Genomic DNA, 19,193 nt, shown 5'->3' with positions numbered 1-19,193 from the left:
AAGAGGCATTTCTGACTTGTCGCCACGGGGTTGGCTCTGCATATTAGAAGGCTTTCCCCATAACGGGGGCGTTGCATCGACAAGAGGTTGAGATGGATCTGAACTGGTTACTGCCCCTGGCGGGGTTTGCCCTGGTTACCTGCGGCACGCCAGGGCCCAACAATATGTTGCTCACCAGCGCCGGGGCGGCGCAGGGTTTTCGCCGCACGATTCCCCTGCTGGTGGGGGTGGTGGGGGGGATCAATCTGATGATCCTCGCTACCGCGCTGGGGCTTGGCGTGGTGTTCGAGAAGGTGCCGCTGCTGCACGATGGCCTCAAGCTTATCGGCTCGGCCTATCTGCTCTGGCTGGCGTGGAAGGTGGCGACCGCCAGCGGCCCGGCCGAGGGGAACCGGCCGCTCATTCCCGCCCATCAGGGGGCCATGCTGCAACTGCTCAATCCCAAGGCATGGATGATGGCGCTCTCCGCCATCAGCGGTTTCACCCTGGCGGGGGAGGCTTACTGGCCCTCCGCGCTCTGGGTGCTGGTGATCTTCTTTATTACCGGCCTCTACACCGGGGCGTTCTGGGTGTTGTTTGGTGCCCAGGTGCGGCAAATCATCCGCACTGCCCGGGGTTGGCGGCGTTTCAATCTTGGCATGGGGCTGGCGACGGCCGCCTGTGTCGGGATGATCTGGATTTAGCCCGGGGTTGACCCGGGCCTTTACCGGCTGTCTTGTTGGCCCTGCGGGGCCTTTTTTATCTCGTCCGCGTGGCCTTGCCTGCAAGGTGGCGTGGTTCTGCCCTCCCTTGGGATGACAGGAGTTCATATGAAATGTATCGGTCTGCTGGGTGGCATGAGCTGGGAGTCCACCGTCAGTTACTATCAGGCGCTCAACCGCGGGGTGCGGGCACAGCTCGGCGGTTTGCGCTCGGCGCGGGTGCTGCTCAACAGCGTCGACTTTGCCGGTATCGAGCGGTTGCAGCATGCCGGTGACTGGCCCGCTACCGCCCGCCTGCTGGCGGCGGAGGCGCGCAAGTTGCAGGATGGCGGCGCCGATTTCTTGCTGATCGGCACCAACACCATGCACAAGGTGGCCCCCGAGATTGAGGCGGCCATCGATATCCCGCTGCTCCATATCGCCGATGCTACCGCGGCCAAATTACGGGCGGACGGGATAACCCGGGTCGGCCTGCTCGGCACCCGCTTCACCATGGAGCAGGATTTTTACAAGGGGCGCTTGCAGGAGCGTTTCGGGTTGGCGGTGCTGGTACCCGATGAGGCCGGGCGGGAGCGGGTACACAGGATCATCTATGACGAGCTCTGTCTGGGGGAGATCCGCGAATCATCGCGGGCCGAGTATCTGGCCATTATCGAGGGGCTGGCGGCCGCGGGTGCCGAGGCGGTGATCCTCGGCTGTACCGAGATTGCCCTGCTGGTGGGCGATGCCCGGGCGGCAGTGCCGCTCTACGACACCACTGCCATCCATGCCGAAGCGGCGGTCGCGCTGGCACTGGCATCCGATTAATAAACTGGTCAGATGCTTGTCTCATACCCCTTGCCATACTATTCATGCTTGTCTCATACCCCTTGCCATAAAAGCGTGTAAAATTGCGCCCTGAATTTTCCCCGGCCAACGCGGGTTGGCTGCGGTTTCCTAGCATGCAAGGCTGACATTGTGACTGAAGTAGATAGATTCGCGGATATTCGCCCCTACCGCGATGAAGAAGTGCCGGCAGCCATCGAACGGCTGATCCAGGATGATGAATTTATCGGCGCCATCGCCAAGTATCGTTTCGGTTCCCTGATGAGCTGGCTGGGTTGGGCCATCCGCCCGATGATCCGCCTGTTCCTGCGCCGCAAATGGTCAAAAGTGACCACAGTGCATCAGGTCCAGATGGGGGTTACCCGGTATATGTCCCGCATGATCGCCACCTCCACCAAGGGGGTGACCTTCTCCGGGATCGAGCATCTTAAGAAAGAGCAGGGCTATCTGTTTGTCTCCAACCACAGAGACATCGCCATGGACCCGGCGTTCGTCAACTGGGGGCTACACACCCACGGTTTCGATACCGTGCGCATCGCCATCGGTGACAACCTGCTGCGCAAACCCTGCGCTACCGAGCTGATGAAGCTCAACAAGAGCTTTATCGTCAAACGCTCCGCCAAGGGGCCGCGGGAGATGATGAAGGCGCTCGGCGAGCTGTCTGCCTATATTGGCAACTCGGTTCACGAAGGTCACTCCATCTGGATTGCCCAGAAGGAAGGGCGCGCCAAGAATGGCGATGACAAGACAGATCCGGCCATCCTCAAGATGTTCTACGTCGACGGCAAGAAGCAGAAGATCGACTTCGTCGACTACATGCGCAGCCTCAATATCGTGCCGGTCAGCATCAGCTACGAGCTGGACCCGACCGACAAGGCGAAGGCGCGCGAGCTCTACGAGAAGTCGGTCAACGGCAGCTACGAGAAGGGCGAGTTCGAGGATATCGAGAGTATCGTCGCCGGTATCGTCGGTATGAAGGGGCGGGTACACGTCTCCTTCGGTGCGCCGATCACCGAGGGCTTCAGCGATCCGGACGAACTGGCCGCGCTAATCGACAAGGCGATCTGGAGCAGCTACCACCTCTTCCCCAGCAACTATCTGGCGGCCGATGTCTCCGGCAAGGCCAATACCATCGAACAGGCGGCCTTCCTGACCCGTCAGTCTGAGGTGCCGGAAGAGCACAAGGCGATCTGGCGTGCCATGTACGCCAAACCGGTGGAAAACGCCAAAAAGGCTTGAATGAAACCGGTATCTAAACGGTTTTGCGAAAAAAACGGGCGCTGATGCGCCCGTTTTTGCGTCTGGTCAAAGTCGAGGGGAAAAGGGTGGTGAATAATATGGTTTCAGCTGGTACGATCACTATGAAAATGGGATTATGTCTCTTGGCAAGGTGCTGACGAGTGTGTAACAGTGCCCATATAGCTGAACATGAGCAAAAGCTCTAAACCGGTTTGCACGGATTGCAGACGGCATTATTGAAGGACCTGTCACAGGTCCTTTTTCATTGGCTGGCAAAGATGCCGCCCAGATATACCTAACAGGAAACAGACGCCATGATCACCGGTAGCCTGAACACCCTGCAGCGGACGCCGCTGCCCGCCCCGCTGGCCCGCATCATGGCCGAGGTGGTGAAGAGCGTGGCTCACTGGGGTGACGCTCCGCTCGGCAAGAGCGAGATCGATGGCCTCAACCTGTTCTGTCTGGTGAGCGAGGATCTGACCGAGCCAACTGCGGATCGCCGTGGCGAATTCCATCAGCAGTATCTCGATATCCAGTTGCTGCTGCGCGGTGAAGAGTGGATAGGTGTGGGCCCCCACGACTACGTGAGCGACGGCGCCGACCATCCCCATCCCGACCTCTGGTTTGTCGATGACGAGCAGACCAGCTATCTGGCGCTGCAACCAGGCGATTTCGCCATCTTCTGGCCGGGCGAGCTGCACCGCCCGCTCTGTACCTTCAACCAGCCCGCCAAGGTGAAGAAGCTGGTGGTCAAGGTACACAAGGATCTGCTGGCTATCGCCTGAGCATTCCCATTGAGGCGAGCCCTGCGCAGCTGATGCGTTGAGACTCGCAAGCATTGAAACCAGTGATACGCACCACAAGTTGCGATCACTCTTTCAAGAGCAAGAATTGAAAAATTGGACGCACCCTCCTGCGACCATAAGCCCCCGGCAGGGGAATCCCATCCTCTTTTGGATGACACGACACTGTCGGCATAAAGCCGAAGCACAGGAAGATGTAGAAAATGAGCAAGTTGGTATTGATCCTTAACTGCGGTAGCTCTTCCCTGAAATTTGCCGTAATGGACGCCGAAACAGGTGAGGACATGCTGTCCGGCCTGGCCGAATGCTTCAATCTGGATGATGCACGTATCAAATGGAAACTCCACGGGGTCAAGGGCGAAGCCATGCTGGGAGCGGGTGCCGCTCACCAGGAGGCCCTCGACCATATCGTGGGTCACATCCTGCCGCAGGATCCGACTCTTGCCGAGCAACTGGTGGCCATCGGTCACCGAATCGTACACGGTGGCGAGCAGTTCTCCCGCTCCGTGCGTATCGATGACGGCGTGATCGCCGGTATCGAAGCCGCCATTCCGTTCGCCCCGCTGCACAACCCGGCCCACCTCATCGGTATTCGCGCCGCGCTGAAAGTGTTCCCGCAGCTGTCCGAGAAGAACGTGGCCGTGTTCGACACCGCCTTCCACCAGACCCTGCCGCAAGAGGCCTACCTCTATGCGCTGCCGCACAAGCTCTACCGCGAACACGGCATCCGTCGTTACGGTGCCCACGGTACTTCTCACCGCTACATCGCGGAAGAAGCCGCGAAAGAGCTGGGCAAGCCGTTGAATGAACTGAACATCATCAACTGCCACTTGGGTAACGGTGCCTCTGTCTGCGCCATCAAGAACGGCGAATCCGTTGACACCTCCATGGGTCTGACTCCGCTGGAAGGTCTGGCGATGGGTACCCGCTCCGGTGATATCGATCCGGCCGTAGTCTTCTTCATGCACGACCAGCTCGGTTACAGCGTGGAGCAGATCAACCACACCCTGACCCGTGAGTCCGGTCTGCTGGGGATGACCGAAGCGAGCAGCGACTGCCGCTACGTCACCACCAACTACGCCACCGACGCCGGTGCCAAGCGCGCGCTGGATGTCTTCACCTACCGTGTGGCCAAGTATGTCGGCGCCTATGCCGCTGCGATGGACGGTCGTCTGGACGCAGTGGTCTTTACCGGTGGTATCGGTGAGAACGCCGCCATGGTGCGCGAGATGGTGCTGGCGCGTCTGGCCCTGTTCGGCTTCAAGGTGGACAAAGATGCCAACAACGCCGCAGTACTGGGTGGCGAAGGTCGCATCACCACCGCCGACAGCCGTTGCGCCATGGTGATCCCGACCAACGAAGAGTTGGTCATCGCTCGCGATGCCCTGAGCCTGGTCTGCTAAGTCAGCCTCGCTCTGAAACAACGCCCGGCCTGTGCCGGGCGTTGTCGTTTCTGGCGTTCACCGATTTGACATGGGGGAGGGGAGCGGTACCCTGACCACCACTGTTTTTGCAGCCAGCGGGCTGCCCGGTTCGGGAGAGAGCAATGAAAGAGGCGTTTTTTAACTGGTTGTCGGGCCTTGGGGTGGAAGTGACCAGCATGATGGCGCTGGTGATCGCGCTGGGCTTTATCGTCATCACCTCGTTGCTGCTGCACATGGCTCTGCACCGGGTGCTGCTGGTCCGGCTGGTGGGGATCCTCGGCAAGGCCAAGCAGGTATGGCTGCCGCCCCAGCTGCAACAGCGCCTCTTCAACCGGCTCGCCTTTGTGCTGCAGGGGGCCGTGCTGCTCGGTCAGGCGGAGATCTGGCTGCCCCGCCAATCGGATAGCCTCAAGCTTATCGAGATGGTGGCCCAGCTCTGGATTTTGCTGTTCCTGCTGCTGGCCTTCTTTGCTCTGCTTGACTGCGTTTTATCGGTGAGCCGTTACACCCGTCTTGGTCGGGATTTGCCCCTGCGCGGCATCTTCCAGGGGGCCAAGCTGGTAGGCAGCATTCTGGTGGGCATCCTGATGATCGCCCTGCTGCTCGGCAAGTCGCCGCTGTTCCTGTTCAGCGGTCTGGGTGCCATGACCGCGGTGCTGATGCTGGTATTCAAGGACCCCATCCTCGGGCTGGTGGCGGGGATCCAGCTTTCCGCCAACCGGATGCTGAGCGTCGGTGACTGGCTGCAGATGGACAAGTACGGCGCCGATGGCGAGGTGACCGACATCGGCCTCACCACGGTCAAGGTGTCGAACTGGGACAAGACTATCACCACCATTCCCACCTATGCCCTGATCTCCGACTCTTTCAAGAACTGGCAGGGGATGACCGAGTCGGGCGGCCGCCGCATCAAGCGCAGCGTCAATATCGACATGACTAGCGTGCGTTTTCTGACGGCCGAGGAGCAGTTGCAGCTCAAGCAGGCGCAACTGCTGGCTCCCTATCTCAGTCGCAAGGAGCAGGAACTGAGCGCTTACAACCAGCAGCTGAGCGATGCATTGAGTTGTCCCATCAATGGTCGTCACCTCACCAACCTCGGCACCCTGCGCGCCTATCTGGATGCCTACCTGCGCGCCCACCCCGGCATTCGCAAGGACATGACCCTGATGGTGCGCCAGCTGGCACCCACGTCAGACGGTTTGCCGCTGGAAATTTACTGCTTTACCGCGACGACCGCATGGGCTGATTACGAAGGGATCCAGGCCGATATTTTCGACCATATCTTCGCCATCATTGAGCAATTTCATCTGCGGTTGCATCAATCTCCCACAGGTTACGATATGCGTGCCTGGCAACGGGGATAAACAGGGAAATGGGGCGGGTCGAGGACGCGGAAAAAACCGTATATTAATCATTGACCCGTCGCCACTTGTCAGTTGAAATTTGCCGTGCAGAGGAGAAAAATGGCGGCCTTCTCTTCGCGCCCCTGATCCCCTCTTGATCAGCTGCCAGCCCAGAGACGTCACTTCAAGTCATCATCATGGGAAAGTTATGAAGCTCCTTCGCAATAGTGTGGCAACACTCTGCTACAGCCTGCTGCTGACCGCTGCGCCGGTTTTCGCTGTTGAATATGCTCTGCCTGCGGCCAACAGCCGTCTGGTAGGGGAAAATCTGGAATACGTGGTTCCGGCCGAAGAGAACGGCCAGCCGCTGGAGGCCATTGCGGCCAAATTCCAGCTGGGGCTCACCAACATGACCGAAGCCAACCCCGATGCAGATCCCCTGCTGGTACAGACCGGCGAGAAGCTGGTGATCCCCCAGCAACTGATCCTGCCGGATGCACCCCGTGAAGGGATCGTGCTGAACGTGGCCGAGATGCGCCTCTACTACTACCCCAAGGGTAAAAAAGTGGTGGAAGTGCTGCCCATCGGCATCGGCCAGCTCGGCACCGACACCCCGGAAAACTGGGTGACCAGCGTGCAGCGCAAGAAAGCGGGCCCGACCTGGACCCCGACCGCCAAGATGCATGCCGAATATGCCGCCCGTGGCGAGAGCCTGCCTGCGGTATGGCCGGCCGGCCCGGACAACCCCATGGGTCTGTTTGCCCTCTACATCGGCAAGATGTACGCCATCCACGGCACCAACGCCAACTTCGGCATCGGCCTGCGGGTGAGCCACGGCTGTGTGCGTCTGCGCAACGACGACATCGCCTACCTGTTCAAGCAGGTACCGGTCGGTACCCGCGTCCAGTTCGTCAACCAGCCGATCAAGGCCTCTCTCGAGCCCAACGGTGTCCGCTATCTGGAAGTGCATCAGCCGCTGTCGCGCAGCGAAGAGGAGTTCAACTCCAAGCTGCCGGCACCGCTGCCGATGACCCCGGCGGTGACCCGCTTCATTGCCCATGCCGACAGCGACTCCCAACTGGTGAAGCAGGCGCTGGAGCAGCGCAACGGCATGCCGATGGCGATCAACCGCTAAGGGCAAATCCCCGTCACGACAAAGGGCGAACAGCATGCTGTTCGCCCTTTTTGTTTCTGCTGCGTTGACTCAGCTTCGCAGCAGATTTGCCTGCAGCTCGCTGCCGAGCTGATCGAGCAGCTGATAGCGCGCCTTGTAGCTGGCCCGCTTGCGGGAGGGGATCTCCTCCAATGTCTTGCGGGGCACCTCCAGCGGCAGGCTCATCCAGAGTTCATCCTGCACGCTGCCCTGATGCTCCTGCCACAAGCCGTCGAGATCGAACTTGACCCGATCGGCGGTGCGCTTGCTGCTCTGATAGACGTGGCTTTGGGTGCGGATCCCTAGCAGGGTGTTGCACGCCAACCCCCGGGCCAGCTCGGCGGCCATATAGACCAGCAGGGACATGGGGCGCAGCCCGCCGCACGCCTTGGTGACCTGCTTGATCTCCTCGCTCTGCCCCTTGCCGCCCTGCAGCGAACAGATCTCGAGGGTCGGGTTCGGCGCGGGGCGCAGATTGAGGGCCATGTAATAGAGCGCCGCGTCACCCAGCTTGAGGGTCAGGCTCATCTCCCCCTCTTTGCCCATGTGGGTTTGGTAATCCAGTTGCAGGGTGAGGGGGGCCGTCAGCTTGTCGCTCTGCCACTGGGCCAGCAGCAGGCCGCGCCCGCTGTAGATTGCCAGTTGTTGCGCCTTGGGCAGCTGACGTGCCAGCTGCTGGTAGTGGCCGCTGATAAGCCCGGCTCGCAGGTGCTTGCTGAGCCCCTTATGGCGATAGGGGTGGATCGGCTTTTCCAGAATATCGGGAAAGCGGCTGATCGCCTGCGCCAGCAGCGGTTGCTCCTGCTGCTGGCGGTAGAGGGCGCGGGCACCGGGATTGAGCCAGAGACGCCCCACATACTTGGCCCGTCGGATGAGATGACCCGACTCCTCCACCGGATGAAGGCGGCGGGCGAGGGTTCGCAGGTGTGACAGATGAGATGACATGGTGCCGACCTCTGACTGGTGTAATGAGACAGGGCGGGGAGTGTAGGTGCGGGGCGCTGGCTTGTAAAAAAATGGATAGTAACAAAGTGTGAAAACATAACGCTCAATAGCCGCCGTTGCGGCGATATGGCAGCCACGGCCACGGCAGGAAATCTGGCGCCATCCTCTTGATGCGGCAGATGATTTGATGCGCAAAGGTTTTTATTGTGTTTTGTGTTTGTTAAAAGTGGTTGAGCTGGCGCGAACGGCTGATTAAGCTAGGCCGGTTTTTTAGGGATGAGCCCGTCAACAGAGTGGGCAGAAAATGACACAAAACGGAGTTTTGCATGACAGCTAGCACACCCATGTTAATCACCTTCCTGGTGTATATCCTCGGAATGGTGTTGATCGGCTTCGTCGCCTATCGCGCCACCCGCAACTTTGATGACTACATTCTGGGCGGCCGCCGGATGGGGAGCTGGGTGACCGCTCTCTCCGCCGGCGCCTCCGACATGAGCGGCTGGTTGCTGATGGGGCTGCCCGGCGCCGTCTTCGTCAGCGGCATCTCCGAGAGCTGGATTGCCATCGGTCTGGTGATCGGCGCCTACCTCAACTGGCGCTGGGTAGCGGGTCGCCTGCGGGTACATACCGAGAAGAACCGCAACGCCCTGACCCTGCCGGACTACTTCACCTACCGCTTTGAAGATCACAGCAAGGTGCTGCGCATCCTCTCGGCGTTGGTGATCCTGCTCTTCTTCACCATCTATTGCGCCTCCGGCGTGGTGGCCGGAGCCCGTCTGTTTGAGAGCACCTTCGGCATGGATTACAACACCGCCCTCTGGGTCGGTGCCGCCGCCACTATTACCTACACCTTCTTCGGCGGCTTCCTCGCGGTGAGCTGGACCGATACGGTACAGGCGACCCTGATGATCTTCGCCCTGATCATGACCCCGGTCTTCGTCATCATCGCCGTCGGTGGGGTGGACAGCGCCATGATCGAGGTGGCCGCCAAGAGCGCTACCAACCTCGACATGTTCAAGAATCTGGATGTGATCGCCATTGTCTCGCTGATGGCCTGGGGCCTTGGCTACTTTGGTCAGCCCCACATTCTGGCCCGCTTCATGGCGGCGGATTCCCACCACTCCATGGCCAATGCCCGCCGCATCAGCATGACCTGGATGGTGTTCTGCCTCGCAGGCGCGGTGGCCATCGGCTTCTTCGGTCTGGCCTATTTTGCCCGCTTCCCGGAAGTGGCGGCTGGGGTGACCGGCAACCCGGAGCGGGTCTTTATCGAGCTATCCAAGATCCTGTTCAACCCCTGGATCGCCGGTGTGCTGCTCTCCGCCATTCTGGCGGCGGTGATGAGCACTCTAAGTTGTCAATTACTGGTCTGCTCCAGCGCCATCACAGAGGATCTCTACAAGCCCTTTCTGCGCAAGAACGCCTCCCAGCGTGAGCTGGTGTGGGTGGGTCGCCTGATGGTGCTGCTGATCGCGGTGATTGCCATCGCCGTTGCCATGAATCCGGAAAACCGGGTGCTGGGGCTGGTGAGCTACGCCTGGGCCGGTTTCGGTGCCGCCTTTGGTCCCGTGGTGCTGCTATCGGTGCTGTGGCCGCGAATGACCCGCAACGGTGCGCTGGCGGGCATGCTGGTCGGTGCCATCACCGTCATCGTCTGGAAGCAGTTCGGCTGGCTTGGGCTGTATGAGATCATCCCGGGCTTCCTGTTCGCACTGCTGGCCATCGTGGTGGGCAGCCTGATGGGCGAAGCGCCCTCAAAAGCGATGCTGGAGCGTTTCCGCGATGCCGAGGAGGAGTACAACACTCCGGCCGAGAGCGCGGGAGAGCCGGTCGCGGTGAACTGATCCCCCTTACCGCTTTCTGATTGAGAGCCCCGCCCCCGGACAAGGAGCGCCCTGGTTGGCCATCCTTGCACCGGTTTGGCGGGGCTTTGTGCTATCTGATTCACTCTTGGGCACTTTTTTATGTTCGGCCGGTGGCTCCCGGGTGCTCGCTTTCTTTTGTCTTGGCACCGAATATGGGACACTAGGCCGCCTGAAGGAGACCTAGTGCATGCGGCTATTCACCCTGATCCTGATCCTCCTGCTGGGGGGACTGCAATATGACCTCTGGCTGGGGAAGAACGGGCTATCCGATTATCAGAACCTGTCGGAGGCCATCTCGCAGCAACAGCGGGACAACCAGACTCTCAAGGATCGTAACGACCTCATTTACCGCGAGATAGATGATCTCACCTCTGGCCTCGAGGCCATCGAGGAGTTGTCGCGCAACGATCTGGGTTACATCAAGCAGGGGGAGACCTTCTACCGGATCATCCCCAAAGAGAAAGACAAAGAGACAGCGCCGGACGATGAGCCCTACGATGACTGATGCCAGCCGGGTATCCGGCCTGACGGCGATCGTCCCTGCCGCCGGTATCGGCAGCCGAATGGGGGCCGATTGCCCCAAGCAGTACCTGCAACTGTCGGGTAAAACCATTCTCGAACATACCCTGGAGCGGCTGCTCTCCCACCCGGCCATCGCCCAGGTGATCGTGGCGCTGGCGCCCCATGACCGCTGGTTCGAGGCCCTGCCCGTGGCGGCCGACCCGCGCATTGTGCGGGTAGAGGGAGGCGCCGAGCGCGCCTTTTCCGTCCTCAATGGTCTCCATGTGGCGCAAGGAGAGTGGGTGCTGGTGCACGATGCGGCCCGTCCCTGTCTGACTCACGGCGATCTCGATGCGCTGATTGCCGCGGCTATGGGCTGCGGCGGCGCCATTCTCGGCAGTCGGGTGCGCGATACCATGAAACGCTCCGATGGGGAGGGCAATATCATCGCTACCGTCGAGCGCGAGCAGCTCTGGCATGCCCTGACGCCGCAGATGTTCCCGACCCGTGCCCTGAAACGGGCGCTCGAAGAGGGGCTACTGCTGGGCGCCACCATCACCGACGAGGCCTCCGCCATGGAGCGGGCCGGATTCACGGTGCGGATGGTGGAGGGGCGCGCCGACAATATCAAAGTGACCCGGCCGGAAGACTTGTCGCTGGCGGGGCTGTTTTTAAGCCAGCAGGCATAAGCCCCTCAGTCAGAACAGACCGTTCAGAGCAGAGTGTCTCGAACAAACAGGCCCGAACAAGGAGTTAGCATGATCCGGATTGGACATGGTGTGGACGTACACAAAATTGATGGGGTTGGTTTCAGCATGTTGGGAGGTTGCCGCTGATGATGCGCATTGGTCATGGTTTTGATGTTCATAAATTTGGTGGTGTTGGCCCCTGCATGCTGGGTGGCGTGCCGGTTCCCTACGAGCAGGGGCTGGTTGCCCACTCTGACGGCGATGTGGTGCTGCACGCGGTGAGCGATGCCCTGCTGGGGGCCATCGGTGCCGGTGACATCGGTCGCCACTTCCCCGATACCGCTGCCGAGTTCAAGGGGATCGACAGTCGCATCCTGCTGCGTGATGTCTTTGCCCGGGTACAGAAGGCGGGGTATGCCATCGGCAACCTGGATGTGACCATCATCGCCCAGGCCCCCAAAATGGCCCCCCATATCGACGCCATGTGCGCCGTGCTGGCCGCCGATCTGCAATGTGATTTGAACCGGGTGAACGTCAAGGCGACCACCACCGAACAGCTTGGGTTTACGGGGCGCAAGGAAGGGATCGCCACCGAAGCCGTCGTCCTACTGGTGAAACAATAATGCTGGAACAACTTGCCTATCTGCACGGGGCGCCCACTGCCCGCGGTATCCTCAAGGCCGAGGCCGCCGACTTCGTGGTCAATGAAGATCTCGGGTTTGAGCCTTGCGGTGAAGGGGAGCACATCTTCGTCCGGGTGCGCAAAACCGGCGAGAACACCGCCTGGGTGGCGGGTCTGCTGGCCGATGCGGCCGGTGTCAACCGCAATGCGGTGACCTGGGCGGGCCTTAAAGATCGCCACGCGGTGACCGAGCAGTGGTTTGGCATTCACCTGCCGGGCAAGGCCGAACCGGACTTGTCGGTTATCGAGAGCGACAGCATCCAGATCCTGCAAGCCAAGCGTCACAACCGCAAATTGCGGGTTGGCTACCTCAAGGGCAACCACTTCACCCTGCGTCTCACTGGTCTGGAACAGGCCGACGGGCTGGAAGCGCGCCTGCAGGCCATCGCCACTCAGGGCGTGCCCAATTACTATGGTGAGCAGCGTTTTGGCCGCGATGGCAACAACCTGGAAGCGGCCAAGGCGATGTTTGCCGGCAAGCGGATCAAGGATCGCAACAAGCGCTCACTCTACCTCTCTGCCGCCCGCAGCATGCTGTTCAACGCCATTGTCAGCGCCCGTATCGAGCAGGGGCTGGCTCATCAGCTGCTGGCCGGTGATTGCGTGATGCTCAAGGGCAGCCACTCCATCTTCAGCGAAGAGAGCGTGACCCCCGAGCTGGAAGCGCGTCTTGCCTCCGGCGACGTGCAGCTCACCGCGCCCCAGTGGGGCCGTGGCCGCTTGGCCAGTCAGGGTGCCGCTGCCGAGTTCGAACAGGGCGTGCTGGCTCCTTACAGCGATTGGTGTGACGGGCTGGAGAAAGCCGGGCTGGATCAGGACAGGCGCCCCCTGCTGCTCAAGCCGGAGCAGATGAGCTGGCAGCTGGACGGCGAGGCGCTGACCCTCTCCTTCTTCCTGCCGGCGGGCGCGTTTGCCACCAGCGTGGTGCGCGAGTTATTGCAGGCCGAAGAGGCCGATCACGGTTTCAGGAATCAGACCGATGCGAATTCTGGTCAGTAATGATGATGGTGTGCATGCCGAGGGCATTCGTGCCCTCAGCGAGGCGCTGCGCGCCTGCGGCGAGGTCATTGTGGTGGCGCCGGATCGCAACCGTAGCGGCGCGAGTCACTCCCTGACGCTGGAAGTACCGCTGCGGGTTACCCGTATTGCAGAAAACGGCTTTAATGGGTGCGAGAGCTATGCGGTGAAGGGGACGCCGACCGACTGCGTGCATCTGGCGGTCAACGAGCTGGTGCGCCCTGAACCCGACATGGTGGTGGCCGGCATCAACCACGGCGCCAACCTGGGGGATGATGTCATCTACTCGGGCACGGTCGCCGCGGCCACCGAGGGGCGCCATCTTGGCTACCCCTCCATCGCCATCTCGCTGGTGGGCAAGACCCACTTCGCCACGGCGGCCCACTATGCGGCCCTGCTGGTGAAGGGGTTGATGAAACACCCCCTGCCTGCCGATCAGATCCTCAACGTCAACGTGCCGGACTTGCCCCTCGAGCAGATCAAGGGGATCAAGACCACCCGCCTTGGCAATCGCCACCGGGCGGAGTCGGTGATCTGCACCGAGGATCCCCGTGGCCAGCCCATCTACTGGATCGGCCCCCCCGGTAGCCAGCAGGATGCCGGTGACGGTACCGATTTTGCTGCCATCGAGCAGGGCTATGTCTCGATTACCCCCCTGACCATCGATATGACTGCCTATGACAGTCTCGCCGGTCTGGGGGCCTGGTTAGATCTGCAGGGATGAGGGTGGTGTGATAGTACAGCGCCTGTTAAATCAGCTCATTGCGCAGGATATTCGCGATTTTCGCGTGCTGGCGACCATCGCGAAAGTGCCGCGCCAGTTGTTCGTGGACGAGGCCATGGCGCACAAGGCGTGGGACAACACCGCCCTGCCCATTGGCCACGGCCAGACCATTTCGCAGCCCTATATGGTGGCGCGAATGACCGAGTTGCTGATGCAAAATGATCCTGCCCATGTGCTGGAGATTGGCACTGGCTCGGGCTACCAGACGGCGATCCTCGCCCATCTGGTGGAGCATGTGTATACCGTGGAGCGGATCAAGTCGCTGCAGTTCCAGGCCAGACGCCGACTGCGCCAGCTCGATCTGCACAATGTCTCGGCCAAGCACGGCAACGGCTGGCTGGGGTGGCCCAACAAGGGGCCTTATGACGCGATTCTGGTGACGGCGGCGGCGAGCGAGATCCCTACGGCACTGACCGATCAGCTGGCCGAAGGGGGCCGACTGGTGTTGCCCGTGGGTGACAGTCAGCAGACCCTGCAGCTGATCGAACGATCCGGCTCCCAGCTGACCAGCCGTATTCTGGAGCCGGTACGTTTTGTTCCCCTGATTGACGGAGATGTTGAGTGAAGTTGTTTTCCCGTTTGTACGTACTGGTGATGCAGTGGGCTCGCCACAAGCATGCCCCCTGGTATCTCTCCATCACCGCTTTCATCGAGTCGGTATTCTGGCCGATCCCGGTGGACGTGATGCTGGCACCGATGGCGCTCGCCAAGCCCCACAAGGCGTGGCACTACGCCACGCTGGCCACCCTTTTCTCTGTGCTGGGCGCCCTGTTTGGCTACGCCCTTGGCTATGCCCTGTGGGATCCGGTCGTGCTGCCACTGGTGGAGTCTGTGGGCTATCAGGACAAGATCGAGATTGCTCGCAACTGGTTTGAGCAGTGGGGGATCTGGGTCATTTTCATTGCCAGCTTCACCCCTATCCCCTACAAGGTGTTTACCGTGACGGCAGGGTTGTTGCAAATGGCTCTGCTGCCCTTCATCATCACCTCCCTCATCGGTCGTGGCATGCGCTTTTTCCTGGTTGCGGGCCTGATGCGCTGGGGTGGCGAGAAGATGGAACGCAAACTGATGCACTACGTAGATGTGCTCGGTTGGCTCTGTATTGGTCTGGCCGTGGTGGCCTATTTCTGGTTTAGTCGTTAAGGATCCATTATGCGTTCGCGTATTTGGCAAGGAAGCAGTGTCGTGGTGTTGTCATGGCTGCTGCTTGCCTGCTCCTCCAGTAAAAATGCAGCTCCGGTAGATGGTGTTGATGAGGGGCAGTTTGTCTCGACCATTCCGGCTCGCCAGAGTGGTGCCCAGGTCAGCGCCCCCATTCAGGGCGGCAGCTATGTGGTGAAGCGGGGCGATACCCTCTACTCTATCGCCTTCAACTCCGGCAACGACGTGCCGTCGCTGGCCAGCCTCAACAACATCAGTCCGCCCTACAACATCTATCCGGGGCAGCGACTGCGACTCGATGGTTCCAGCGCCAGTGTTGGCAGCAGCCGCAGTGCCGGTACCTATGAGGTGCGCCGCGGCGATACCCTGAGCAGCATCGGCCGCCAGTTCGGCATGACGCCGCAGGCGCTGGCCCAGAGCAACAACCTGAGTGCCCCCTATGCGCTGCAACCGGGTCAGGTGCTCAATGTCCAGACCGCAGGCGGCGGTTCGACCCAGATGGTGGCTGCGACTCGTCCGGCAACCGTGACGCCGGTGGCCGTGAGTCGTCCGAGCAGCGGTCCGCGTCCGTTGGCCGAGCCGAGTGGATCTGGTCAGACCACGCCGTTCATCTCTCAGAAATCCGTTGCTCCGGCAGCACCGAAGGAATACGCTCAGTCCAAAGAACAAAAAACAAACAACCCCCGGTCGAGACTCGCTTGGCACTGGCCCGCAAAAGGCCGGATTGTCGAGGGGTTCTCTGTTGCAGAACAGGGTAACAAGGGGATCGACATAGCCGGCCAGAAGGGGCAACCCGTCTATGCCGCCAGCAGCGGTAAAGTGGTATACGCTGGCAGTGCTTTAAGGGGGTACGGCAAGCTGATTATCCTCAAGCATGATGATGACTATCTCTCCGCTTACGCACACAACGACGAGTTGCGGGTGAAGGAAGGGGACAGCGTCAAGGGGGGCTCGGTCATTGCCAACATGGGTAGCACGGACGCGCCGGATGTGCGATTGCATTTCGAGATCCGGTACAGAGGCAAGTCGATCAATCCGATGAGCTATTTGCCAAAGCGTTAACCCCAGAGAGACCGTCTTACTCTGGTAACGTCAGGGAGACACACCATGAGCCAAGAACAACTGGTAATGCAGGATGCAGAGTTAGAGTTTGACGCTGAACCCGAATCTCACGAGGTAGAAGAGCTGCAGGAGGTAGCCGCCGAGGCGGAAGATATTATCTCCGATGAGTTGCTGGCACCTGAGCTGAACAAGGTGATGGATGCCACGCAACTCTATCTGGGGGAGATAGGTTTCTCCCCGCTGCTCACTGCCGAAGAGGAAGTCTACTACGCCCGTCGTGCCTTGCGCGGTGACAAAGCCGCCCGCAAGCGCATGATCGAGTCCAACCTGCGACTGGTGGTGAAAATCGCCCGCCGTTACAACAACCGCGGCCTGGTGCTGCTGGATCTTATCGAAGAGGGCAACCTCGGTCTTATCCGTGCGGTCGAGAAGTTCGACCCCGAGCGCGGCTTCCGTTTCTCCACCTATGCTACCTGGTGGATCCGCCAGACCATCGAGCGGGCCATCATGAACCAGACCCGCACCATCCGTCTGCCCATTCATGTGGTCAAAGAGTTAAACGTTTACCTGCGCACCGCGCGCGAACTCTCTCATCGTCTCGATCATGAACCGACCGCCGAGGATATCGCCTTCGCACTGGATCGTTCGGTGGACGATGTGAATCGCATGCTCAAGCTCAACGAGAAGATCACCTCGGTGGACACCCCCATCGGCGGCGATCGCGACAAGGCGTTGCTGGATGTGCTCTCCGACGAGCGCGGCATGGGGCCTGAGCTGGAGTCACAGGAAGATGATATGCGTAGCAGTATCGTGCACTGGCTGGAGGAGCTCAATCCCAAGCAGCGGGAAGTGCTGGCCCGTCGTTTTGGTCTGCTGGGCTACGAGCCAGCCACCCTCGAGGATGTGGGGGCCGAGATTGGCCTGACCCGCGAGCGAGTACGCCAGATCCAGGTGGAGGGGCTGCGCCGTCTGCGGGAGATCCTGCTGAGCCAGGGGCTCTCCATCGAGGCGCTATTTCGTACCAATTAAGCATCCGCACCAATTAAGCCCGCACCAACTGATCAGCGCATCAGCCAGATAGCACGAGGGGAGCAACAGCTCCCCTCGTTTTTTATTGCCTGTCGTCTGGCGATGGCTTCGTGGTTATACCAGCTCAGCCAGCATGGTGTCGGCGTAGGGCACCAGTGCTTCGCCCTTCTTCACCTTGGCGAGATAGTCCGGGTTGGCGATAAGCGGACGGCCGATGGCCACCAGATCGAAGCGGTTGGCCTCGATGGCTGCGGCGGCGCGCTCGGCGTCGTAGTTGCCCACGCCGACCAGATTGCCCTTGTAGTGGGCGCGCAGATAGTCGGAGGCGCGGCCACCCAGATAATCGAAGGTGAGGTTGTCATCGAAGATGCCGAGGTGGATATAGGCCAGCGGGCGATCGTTGAGCTTGCCCAGCAGATAGTCGAACACGGCGCGATCTTCCGGGCTGCCCGCCAGATGGACATAGGCACCCGGAGAGAGGCGAATACCTACCCGATCACCGCCGATGCGGGCGCTGATGGCATCGACCACTTCCAGTGCGAAGCGGCTCATCTTTTCCGGGCTGCCACCGTAGTTGTCGCTGCGCAGGTTGGTGGAGTGGTGCAGGAACTGGTCGATCAGGTAGCCGTTGGCACCGTGGATCTCCACCCCGTCAAAGCCCGCCTCGATGGCGTTGGCTGCGGCCTGGGCGTAATCCAGCACCAGCTGGGCGATTTCGGCCTCGGTCAGGGCGCGCGGCACCTGATAGGTCAGCTCGCGCATGCGGGGCACAGTGCCCTCGTGCGCCACGGCAGAGGGGGCCAGCACTTCCGCCTGATGGAAGAAGGGGTGGGAGAGGCGGCCGACGTGCCACAGCTGGGCGAAGATCTTGCCGCCCTTGGTGTGTACGGCGCTGGTCACTTTCTTCCAGCCATCGATCTGCGCCTGGGTGAAGAGGCCAGGGGTATTGGGGTAGCCCTGCGCGTCGGGGCGGATGATGACGTCCTCGGAAACAATCAGGCCGATGTCGGCGCGGCGGCCGTAATAGGCTGCCATCTGCTCGGTCGGCACCAGACCTGGGCCTGCCATGCAGCGGGTGAGCGGGGCCATCATGAAACGGTTGGCAAGGGTCAGAGTGTCATTGAGTCGATACGGCTGAAACAGGGTATTCATGATAGGTTGTCCTGAACGGGTTATTCTTGAACGTGCATTCAAGACGTTTTTTGCGTCGGGCGCAAGCTTTTTTTGAATGCACGTTCAAGAAGGTTGGCCCGAGCGGGCGGCTGGGGTAAACTTGCCGCCCTTTCCAGCCACTCTTTATCGGCGGGCCCTGTTGCTCCTTGCCGGTGAACCATTTCCCACGGGAGGAACCATGCGCATAGCCGAGTTTGATCGGGACGAGGTACTGCGAAATGCCATGGAAGCGTTTCGCGCCAAGGGATATGCCAAAACCACCATGCAGGAGCTGGTGGCTGCCACCGGCCTGCACCCGGGCAGCATTTACGGCGCCTTTGGTAACAAGCGAGGCCTGCTGCTGGCTGCGGTGGATCACTATGTCGAGGGCAAACGCACCCTGCGCCGCTCATTGCTCGACAACCCGAGCCCGCTGGCGGGCCTTGCGGCCTATCTCGACCGGATTGTGGGTGAGGCGCTCTGCGGCTCCTGTCTGGTGACCCGCACCATGATGGAGCTGAGCGAGCAGGATGAGGAGCTGACCCAGCGGGTCAAGGGGATCTATGGCGAGCTGGAGCAGGATCTGGCCGAGTTGCTGACACAGGCGCAGGCGAAGGGTGAACTGGCCCCGGATAGCAATATCCACACCCTCACTGCACTGCTGCTGATCAACCTGCAAGGGCTGGTCACCTTCGCCCAGTGCCGCCCCGATCGCCCCCTGCTCGACGACGTGGTCGCCCAGCTGATGCGGGCCTTGCGGGCGTAACGCGATACCGCAGAAACAACAGTGGCTCCCTCGGGAGCCACTGTTGTTTCTG

General features: G+C 60.7%; 20 protein-coding genes. 18 read left to right on the top strand and 2 right to left on the bottom strand.

Annotation, left to right across the window (positions count from 1 at the left end):
* The first annotated feature begins 92 nt into the window (after nt 1–92).
* The 7 genes from ACTG2S_RS18270 (at nt 93) to ACTG2S_RS18240 (ending at nt 7,470) form a co-directional block, all read left to right on the top strand.
* Nucleotides 93–683 carry a LysE family translocator gene (locus ACTG2S_RS18270; protein WP_005335534.1) on the top strand — a complete coding sequence of 197 codons (591 nt, stop codon included), beginning with the start codon at nt 93–95 and terminating at the stop codon, nt 681–683.
* A gap of 126 nt (nt 684–809) precedes the next feature.
* Nucleotides 810–1,508 (top strand): aspartate/glutamate racemase family protein, encoded by a 699-nt coding sequence (locus ACTG2S_RS18265; protein WP_274160873.1) that lies wholly within the window; start codon nt 810–812, stop codon nt 1,506–1,508.
* A 150-nt stretch (nt 1,509–1,658) separates the two neighbouring features.
* Complete coding sequence (locus ACTG2S_RS18260; protein WP_005362790.1) at nt 1,659–2,765, top strand: 1-acyl-sn-glycerol-3-phosphate acyltransferase; 1,107 nt, start codon at nt 1,659–1,661, stop codon at nt 2,763–2,765.
* A gap of 314 nt (nt 2,766–3,079) precedes the next feature.
* Nucleotides 3,080–3,550: a YhcH/YjgK/YiaL family protein gene (locus ACTG2S_RS18255; protein WP_274160874.1), complete on the top strand. Its 471-nt coding sequence runs from the start codon at nt 3,080–3,082 to the stop codon at nt 3,548–3,550.
* Between the two features lie 221 nt (nt 3,551–3,771).
* Nucleotides 3,772–4,971 (top strand): acetate kinase, encoded by a 1,200-nt coding sequence (locus ACTG2S_RS18250; RefSeq protein WP_274160875.1) that lies wholly within the window; start codon nt 3,772–3,774, stop codon nt 4,969–4,971.
* A 143-nt stretch (nt 4,972–5,114) separates the two neighbouring features.
* The gene (locus ACTG2S_RS18245) at nt 5,115–6,356 is read left to right on the top strand and encodes a mechanosensitive ion channel family protein (RefSeq protein ID WP_076492576.1); all 1,242 of its coding nucleotides are present in this window, start codon (nt 5,115–5,117) and stop codon (nt 6,354–6,356) included.
* A 187-nt stretch (nt 6,357–6,543) separates the two neighbouring features.
* Nucleotides 6,544–7,470, top strand: coding sequence for a L,D-transpeptidase family protein (locus tag ACTG2S_RS18240; RefSeq protein WP_005354531.1), 927 nt, complete (start codon nt 6,544–6,546; stop codon nt 7,468–7,470).
* Between the two features lie 69 nt (nt 7,471–7,539).
* On the opposite strand, the gene ACTG2S_RS18235 is transcribed toward ACTG2S_RS18240, so the two are convergent.
* On the bottom strand, nt 7,540–8,433 hold the full coding sequence (locus ACTG2S_RS18235; protein ID WP_201946614.1) for a VirK/YbjX family protein: 894 nt from the start codon (nt 8,431–8,433) through the stop codon (nt 7,540–7,542).
* A gap of 326 nt (nt 8,434–8,759) precedes the next feature.
* Between ACTG2S_RS18235 and putP the strand changes: the two genes are divergently transcribed.
* The 10 genes from putP (at nt 8,760) to rpoS (ending at nt 17,223) form a co-directional block, all read left to right on the top strand.
* Nucleotides 8,760–10,277, top strand: a complete 1,518-nt coding sequence (gene putP, locus ACTG2S_RS18230) for a sodium/proline symporter PutP (RefSeq protein ID WP_144714152.1) — start codon at nt 8,760–8,762, stop codon at nt 10,275–10,277.
* Nucleotides 10,278–10,485: 208 nt separating this feature from the next.
* Nucleotides 10,486–10,803 carry a cell division protein FtsB gene (gene ftsB, locus ACTG2S_RS18225; RefSeq protein ID WP_005335520.1) on the top strand — a complete coding sequence of 106 codons (318 nt, stop codon included), beginning with the start codon at nt 10,486–10,488 and terminating at the stop codon, nt 10,801–10,803.
* Nucleotides 10,796–11,488 (top strand): 2-C-methyl-D-erythritol 4-phosphate cytidylyltransferase, encoded by a 693-nt coding sequence (gene ispD, locus ACTG2S_RS18220; protein WP_274160876.1) that lies wholly within the window; start codon nt 10,796–10,798, stop codon nt 11,486–11,488. The genes ftsB and ispD overlap by 8 nt, the downstream gene beginning before the upstream one ends.
* Before the next feature lie 146 nt (nt 11,489–11,634).
* Nucleotides 11,635–12,111: a 2-C-methyl-D-erythritol 2,4-cyclodiphosphate synthase gene (gene ispF / locus ACTG2S_RS18215; RefSeq protein WP_005335518.1), complete on the top strand. Its 477-nt coding sequence runs from the start codon at nt 11,635–11,637 to the stop codon at nt 12,109–12,111.
* Nucleotides 12,111–13,169: a tRNA pseudouridine(13) synthase TruD gene (truD, locus tag ACTG2S_RS18210; RefSeq protein WP_274160877.1), complete on the top strand. Its 1,059-nt coding sequence runs from the start codon at nt 12,111–12,113 to the stop codon at nt 13,167–13,169. Before ispF ends, truD begins: the two co-directional genes overlap by 1 nt.
* A complete protein-coding gene (surE, locus tag ACTG2S_RS18205; RefSeq protein WP_040068372.1) occupies nt 13,150–13,911 on the top strand; it encodes a 5'/3'-nucleotidase SurE in 762 nt (253 codons plus the stop codon). Before truD ends, surE begins: the two co-directional genes overlap by 20 nt.
* Before the next feature lie 7 nt (nt 13,912–13,918).
* Complete coding sequence (locus ACTG2S_RS18200) at nt 13,919–14,536, top strand: protein-L-isoaspartate(D-aspartate) O-methyltransferase (RefSeq protein ID WP_033138377.1); 618 nt, start codon at nt 13,919–13,921, stop codon at nt 14,534–14,536.
* Complete coding sequence (locus ACTG2S_RS18195; protein ID WP_021229508.1) at nt 14,533–15,114, top strand: YqaA family protein; 582 nt, start codon at nt 14,533–14,535, stop codon at nt 15,112–15,114. Before ACTG2S_RS18200 ends, ACTG2S_RS18195 begins: the two co-directional genes overlap by 4 nt.
* A 9-nt stretch (nt 15,115–15,123) precedes the next feature.
* A complete protein-coding gene (locus ACTG2S_RS18190) occupies nt 15,124–16,194 on the top strand; it encodes a LysM peptidoglycan-binding domain-containing protein (protein ID WP_279498699.1) in 1,071 nt (356 codons plus the stop codon).
* Between the two features lie 45 nt (nt 16,195–16,239).
* On the top strand, nt 16,240–17,223 hold the full coding sequence (rpoS, locus tag ACTG2S_RS18185; RefSeq protein WP_005362773.1) for an RNA polymerase sigma factor RpoS: 984 nt from the start codon (nt 16,240–16,242) through the stop codon (nt 17,221–17,223).
* A 114-nt stretch (nt 17,224–17,337) separates the two neighbouring features.
* Here the strand turns inward: rpoS and ACTG2S_RS18180 are convergent, their stop codons facing one another.
* Complete coding sequence (locus tag ACTG2S_RS18180) at nt 17,338–18,375, bottom strand: alkene reductase (protein WP_439983063.1); 1,038 nt, start codon at nt 18,373–18,375, stop codon at nt 17,338–17,340.
* A 199-nt stretch (nt 18,376–18,574) separates the two neighbouring features.
* Here ACTG2S_RS18180 and ACTG2S_RS18175 point away from each other — a divergent pair, with 199 nt between their 5' ends.
* Nucleotides 18,575–19,141 (top strand): TetR/AcrR family transcriptional regulator, encoded by a 567-nt coding sequence (locus tag ACTG2S_RS18175; RefSeq protein WP_005335495.1) that lies wholly within the window; start codon nt 18,575–18,577, stop codon nt 19,139–19,141.
* The last annotated feature ends 52 nt before the right edge of the window (nt 19,142–19,193 follow it).

Origin of the sequence: Aeromonas sp. 82P, assembly GCF_051919365.1 — a bacterium.
Classification (GTDB): domain Bacteria; phylum Pseudomonadota; class Gammaproteobacteria; order Enterobacterales; family Aeromonadaceae; genus Aeromonas; species Aeromonas veronii.
This window is presented reverse-complemented; position numbering and strand designations above follow the sequence as displayed.